Source organism: Candidatus Eisenbacteria bacterium, from assembly GCA_016867495.1.
Classification (GTDB): Bacteria; Eisenbacteria; RBG-16-71-46; order CAIMUX01; family VGJL01; genus VGJL01.
The window spans coordinates 1-6755 of sequence record VGJL01000137.1 but is presented as its reverse complement, the minus strand read 5'-3'; the positions used below and the strand labels follow the sequence as shown (position 1 = coordinate 6755).

Sequence of the window (6755 nt, the reverse complement as noted above, 5' to 3'; positions counted from 1 at the left end):
CGTTCATGTACCGGGTCATCGGAATCCACTTGTACGGCTCGCTGTGGAACTCCTTGTACATGGCGAGCCTGACGCTATCGATGACGGCGGGCATCGCGGCGGAAGCGGTCACGAAGACATCCGCCTCCTTCCCCGAGAGCTTCCCTTCGGCATTTCCGGCGACGGAAGGCCCGAACGGGTTACCCGGCCAGTACAGCTGCTGGGTGTAGTGCCACCCGCCGGAAGGCGTGAGCGGGAAGAAGGCCGGCTCGTAGTCGAGGCCGTAAAGGTGCACGATCGGCCGCGCAACGAGGTTCAGGAGGATGTGGTTGCCGTCCTCGCTGCGGATCGGCTCCATCAGGTCGCAGAGGCTGCCCGGATCGTAGACGCCGTCGCCATCCACATCGATCAGGGCGACCGCGCAGAGATCCCACGCGGGCTTGCCGTCAGCGGCGGTCGTGAAGACGACTCCGCCCGTTTCGCCCGGAGGCGGGAACGGAGGCACACCGGACGGATCGCCCGTGCCCTCCTCCCACTCGACCGTGTAAGGAGCGACATCGTCTCCGAGCGCAATCATCCTCCAGGAACCACCCTGGCGCGAGATGTTGTAGTTCACCGTGATCTCGGCGCCCGCTGTCGGAGGCGTCGTGAAGGTGATGAATCTGGTTCCTGGAACGGCCGTGTAGTTGGCGTCCGAGTACTCGCTGCCGTTCACGCAAACCACCAGGCCGCCATTGGTCGGGTCGAGAATGTAGCCCTGGACATCCATCCGACCGGTCATCTCATCGATGTCCGCGGTCGTGTGCATCTCGCCCTGAATCCTCGGGGCATGGTAGAAGCGAACCTGGACGTCGCCTTCCATCGTTGGGTCGTCCAGTTCGGCCGTGAGCAGGTACTCATCGCCGACGTTGACGAGCGGCCCGTCCTCACAGCGATCGGCATTGGCGATCGGGACGACGTGGGCCAGCTCGATTCCGGCGTACTGGTTGAAGCCAAAGCCGTAGGGATAGACAGGGATTCCGCTCAGGTTGCCGTCATTGTCCATCGCCTCGGCGTAGAACTGGTAGTTCGCGTCGACATCGTCGAGCGCGCCCATGAGCCAGTGGAACTCGTACGGATAGGTCTCATCCGGATACTCGTCCCACGGCGGGAGCGTCAGGTCAAAGTTCTGCGGCTGGACGCACATCCACGGAGTGGGTGTTCCGCCGCAGGCAGGATTCACGCGGTACCAGAGCCGCACCCACGCGATGCCGTCGGGATCCTCGGCCGTGACATGGACGAGCCAGGTCCTCGGCGTGCCGGGGGTCGGGTCGGGCCCGTAGATGCCGTACTCGTCGCCGTCGGCGACCGGGTGCCAGACATCGATGACCTGGTCGTCCTCGTTCTCGACGCGGATCACGTCGACCAGCGGAGGCGACCAGTTGTCGAACTCGACATTCTCCGTGTCGGTATCGGTCTGGAGCCCAGCCGGGCAGGCCGGACGCTCGCGCGCGACGGTGGCGTTGATCGTTCCGGTCCAGTGCGGACCGAAGGTGACGCCGCCGAGATCCCAGTATGCCGCGTAAGCAGTCAACGGATCGAGCATGTCGTCATCGAGCGAGCTATCGAGCACGTTTCCGTCATGGTCGTTGTCGAGGGGCGTGACGGGCGTGACCTCATTGTAGTCCTCGAGGACCAGCGGGATCAGGATCTGGCCGACTGGCGTGCTCACCTCGTCGTCGCGACCCATGTCGAGGACGACATCGCCGGCGTCGAAGATGAAGTTGCCGTTGGCATCGTCGATCCGCTCGTCATCGAGATACGGGGCGTAGCCGTTCCTGTACTGGTAGCCCGGCACCATGTCGAGATCGGCGTAGGTGTCGCCGTCGGGGTTCGGGCTGAAGTTGCCGTTCCAGTTGCCGACCTCACCGACGACGTTCCCCCAGAGGTTTCCGAAGAAGCGAACGCCAAGCACTTCATCGACCGGCACATCCGGCACGGCGTTGATCTTGAGGAAGCGCGTGCCGGCCGGGACCTGATCCACGATCGGAACGGTCGTGTCCAGATCGAGGGTGACGACCGTCCAGCTCCAAGTCGTGGGAGAGCCGTTCTCGCAGGCGTACGTCGGGACGTAGCACTGGACTGTCGTGAGATCGATGGCGATCTCCGAGCAGTCGATCGTGACCGGCTCGATCTCGTTCGGGTTCCACGGATAGTCATCCGGCGGATTGTCGGCGTACTCGTAGCAGTGCTGATCGATCACGTCCTCATTGTTGGAGCGATCGATCGCGATGCAGCGGACGATGTACTCGCCGCTGTAGCCGATGTCCCCGCCGTCGTCCTCGCCGTGCAACCGGTTGGTACACGGCTCCCAGTTGACCTGCCATAGATTGAGGCCTACGACCTCAACGGGCAGATCGTTTCCGTAGTCTACGTAGTTCTCCCTGTTCTCGCGGAAGATGTAGGACGTCGGGTTCAGCGCGTGGCCGGGGGTGACATTCGTGTCGACCCAGTAGTAGGCGGGATTCGCAGCGCTGTCGTCGCTGTAAGTCGTGAAGCGCGTCAGGTCCGCCTGGTCGGGGATAGTCTCGATGAAGCCGTCGGACCCAATGACCAGAACGTCGCCGACGTCATCGAACTTGCCATCCCGGTCAGCGTCACGTACAACGGCGTCGCGAGCCGAGTAGATCCCGTCGCGATCGGCGTCGTAGTACGAGTACCAGGTTCCCGTACCGACCGGGTAAGTGAATTCACGCGACGCAGCGGGCGGGGCACTCCTCAACTCGTGAAGATCATCCCGCGCATCCGGGGGGGCACCCGGGTCACCTGAATTGGAGCGGTACATCAGCGGGTCGCCTCGAGACGGCCGCTGGTTCACACCGCCAACCGTCGCGATGGGCTCCCAGTCCTCATCCGTTGCGTCGTCGCACTGATCTGCGGTTCCCTCTTCCTTCAACCACTCGAAGCGGACCCGATCCACCTCGTAGTCGTGGATGAAGTGGAGACCGTAGAGCCGGACCTCTCCGGTCTCGATGCCAGCGCCACCGCAGTACTCTGGCTGGATATAGACCCGGAGATTCGGGATCCGCGGCTGCGGATGCAGCCAGGTCCAACCCCACTCCTGGTCGTTGGGGACTTCGATCCTGGAGCAGTTCCCCTGCCAGTCCGCGGCGGCAAGGAGGAAGCTCAGCCGCTGCAAGGGACGGGTCACTGGATCGGAGTAGAGAACGTCTCCCTCGATCGTGGTGTAGATCGTCCCCGGAGGGTCGTTACCGTCCGGGGCACGGGTCGAGGCGTAGATCGCGAGCCTGGTGACGTCATCGATCTGGCGCGGACGGACGTTGCCGAGCGGAATGGCCTTGTCCAGCCGGGCGGCCATGAGGGCTTCGCTCCAGAAATCCTCGCGGGATTCGAGAACCGGGAAGAGGAAATACTGATCGGAGTCCTCAAGCCCTGCGCCGCCGCCGTTGGCCTCGTCCTCGCGGAAGCGGAGATAGAGTGTGTAGACCTCTCTCACCAGATCGTACTCCCACGCATCATCGATCACCTCGTGGGTATCCGTCAGGGTCAGCCGCGATGGGCGGCTCTCATCCACGACCGGGATCCACCGCATCTGCGAAATGGCACCGTTTTGCGGCGTGTCGTGAAGCGGATTCTCTGACAGATCGCCGATGATCACGGGAAGGCCCCCTACCGGCAGGCGCGGGTCGGTCGGGATGATGCGGCAACCCTGCTCATAGGGATTCTGGCCTGTCGAACGGGTGAAGTTGCGGATGATGAACCGCGCAAACTGATCCGGGTTGCCGGGCGCATAGTCCCAGGTTGGGTTGTCACCGAATGCAAACCCCTCAAGCGTGAAGTGCGCGGGCCTCAATTCCGTGAAGTTGCGGATCGGCTCCGAGAGGAAGATGAAGAGCTGGTCGTCGTCGTAGTCGTTGGGCGACAGGTTGTCGTCGTAGGCCGCGCGGACGATCCCGGGGCCGTCCCACACCGGGACCGGTATCTCAATGTTGGGGTCGTTGCTCGCGACGGGGTTGACCGCAAGCCGCAACTGGTAGTCATAGAGATCCCTTATATAGAATTCGTCGGGCGGGCGGAGGGCGAGGGTATTCAACCCGACACCTTCGTCGATGGTGAAGCCGCTGGCCTTCAGAACATTCGTCCAGCCTGAGGAGAACCAGCTACCGACAGACCCGTCGCTAACGGACCACCCGCTAGTGACGAATTCGTTGTCGACAGGTGTGATGGGAAACTCACTCGAGGTGACCGCCTGATCGAAGACGATCGCCATGTAGTCGTCATCAGGATCGCCATTGAGCGTGTTCAGGTAGACGGCATTCAGCAGGGGGCCGCCCGTCAGGGGGTCATTCTCCGTCTGCCTGAAGCTGAGCGCGGCATTCGTGACATTGTGGGCATCCCAGCGAATCGTGCCAGCCGCAACACGGAGATTCATGACCCCCGGGTGCATCGCCAGGAAATGGGCTGTCGCCGGGTTCGCTGCAGCCCTTGAGATCTCGATCGAGGCGGACGGGGTAGCCGAGGTCTGCAAGAGCAAGCCGTTGAACTCAATGGTCTGTCCGAACGCGGCCTCATCCGTGCTCACGAATCTGACGGGCGCGTCGAAGTGGACGACAACCCTGTTGTCGTCCGGACCCGTCACGACCGGTGCTCCAGGATGAACCGTCTGGGGATTGTTGAAGTCGTTCTGTCGGTCCAGGATGAAGCACCTGGTTACAACAGGACCATCGCCAATCGTGATCGGGGTGATGTCGATGTTCCAGCTCTGGTCGGTGGCGTCGCCCCTATAACTTTGGAGCTCGCCTGGCTTCATGGCGAGGATCTCGACCCCACTGGGATCGAAACCTGCGGCCGGCATACCACCAGGGAAGGTCAGGTAGATGACGTTGTCTTGATCGGTGACCTCTCCTGCGTCGTAAGCCATCAGCGCAAGGTCCATCGTCGTCGAAGTGAAGTCCAGAGATGGGGGCTGTGCTTCGTCGATCGAGTCCTCGTCGATGTCCTCGTTGAAGACAAGCACCACCCGCGGCGTCGTGGCATCGGGGAAGTAGGTCGCCGCAACAATGTACGGACCTCCCCCTGGCCCCGTCGGGGTCATCGTCCCTATCAGCGGGTAGGCTGGGTAGTTGATGACCAAGTTCACCGACGCGCCCGTGTCTCGGGTATCCGCATAGGCGCCCACCAGCAGGCTCGCCATGCAGAACACGAGGGCCGTCAGGAAAACAATGGTCCTGGTCCTTGTTCCGCTCATCACCCGTCTCCTCCTTTGAATGACGCCGCCCAGGTTCGAGAAAGCCAACCGACCATTCCCCCTAGGTTCGCCAAACTTGATCACTGGACTAAACCCTCCACAGAACTCATGCGCCTCTCCGGACGCGGTCCGGGAGGGTTCGCACCCGACCTGCTTGCCTGCGAACTCGGGGTCGCGCGGGCAGGTCGGGATTTCGCGCTCCCCACAAAAACAAGTTCATCCGACGGGCCATCGGCCCCTCGGCTTCGATTCGCGCGGCCCGCATACTGGCCGCATGAACGTATGTGATCGCTCGGCTCCTCAGGCATCAATCTGAGAACCTCCGCGTCCTAATCCTCCGCACCGATGTCGGCGCAACCCATTGAAACAATGACCGTTACACCATCGGCGCCCAGAATGGAGCGCACTATGCCATATGCCCTGATGGCTGTCAATGAGGATTTTCGTACGTATGGATCGAGCTTCCGCGATCCTTCGCATCCTCACCGGTGCGTCCTCCGAACTCCGCGCCAATGAGCGCTCCCTTGGGCGTTCCCAACGGAACTTCCGTGAGCCTGCAACTGCCAGGGGGCAACCTAACACCCGCCCAATTGCCTGTCAACCCCCCCGCAAGAAAAAACTTCGACCCTCCCCGGCCGGCCCGGCTCCCGCCACTTGAGGGATTCCCTAGGCCCCTAAAGGAGATCGGCTTGGAGACGACAGATATTGATAGGGAAAGAATCCGCAGCCCCTTCCAACACTTGGCCACGAAAGCCGAAAGGCGTAACTACACCTAAAATCGGCGAGTTAGAGCAACCTCCCGGTGCGGCCGAGGTCCTGGCCGGACACAGGGGCTCCCCGAGGAGGAGGGGGTGTGAGCCGCCCGGGACTCGAACCCGGCACGTCCTGCTTAAAAGGCAGGTGCTCTACCGGATGAGCTAGCGGCTCACGCCCCGAAGGCTACATCTACCTTCGCCTTGCTGCAATGCCCTTGCCCGTGGAGCGGACCTTGGGCATCGGGAAGGTCGATTCCCGGCCCGGCCCCAGGGAGAGGATCCGGATCGGCGCCCCGATCGATTCCTCGATTCCCTCCACATAGTCGCGGGCCGCGGCGGGAAGCTCCTTCCAGGCGCGGGCGCCCGTCACGGGCTCGCTCCATCCCTTCATCGAGCGATAGACGGGCCGGCAGTCGTTCCACTCCCTCGCGTCGAGCGGAGGGGTCCGCAGGGTCCGCCTGCCGCGCCGGTAGGCCGTCGCGATCTTGAGCGAGCGGAATCCCCGCAGGACATCGAGCTTCGTCAGGCAGACCTCCTGGATCCCGTTGACGCGGACGGCGTGACGAAGAAGGACGAGGTCCAGCCAACCGCAGCGGCGCGGCCTTCCTGTCGTGGCGCCGAACTCCCCCGCCTGGCGGCGGAAGCGATCGGCCAGCGCGGGCGCGAACTCCGTCGGCATCGGCCCGTTGCCGACACGCGTGGTGTAAGCCTTCGCGATCCCGATCACCTTGGCGAGCTGCCTCGGCGCGAGCCCCAGGCCGGTCGCCGCCCCG

The 6755-nt window shown here is 63.1% G+C and carries 2 protein-coding genes and 1 tRNA gene; all 3 read right to left on the bottom strand.

From position 1 onward, the window contains the following. Nucleotides 1-5227, bottom strand: a 5227-nt coding sequence (locus FJY88_10630; GenBank protein ID MBM3287787.1) for a hypothetical protein, incomplete at its 3' end; no start/stop codon positions are given. 854 nt (nucleotides 5228-6081) lie between these two features. After that, nucleotides 6082-6154 (bottom strand) — tRNA-Lys (locus FJY88_10625). 18 nt (nucleotides 6155-6172) lie between these two features. Then, nucleotides 6173-6755, bottom strand: a 583-nt coding sequence (locus tag FJY88_10620; protein MBM3287786.1) for an adenylosuccinate synthetase, incomplete at its 5' end; no start/stop codon positions are given.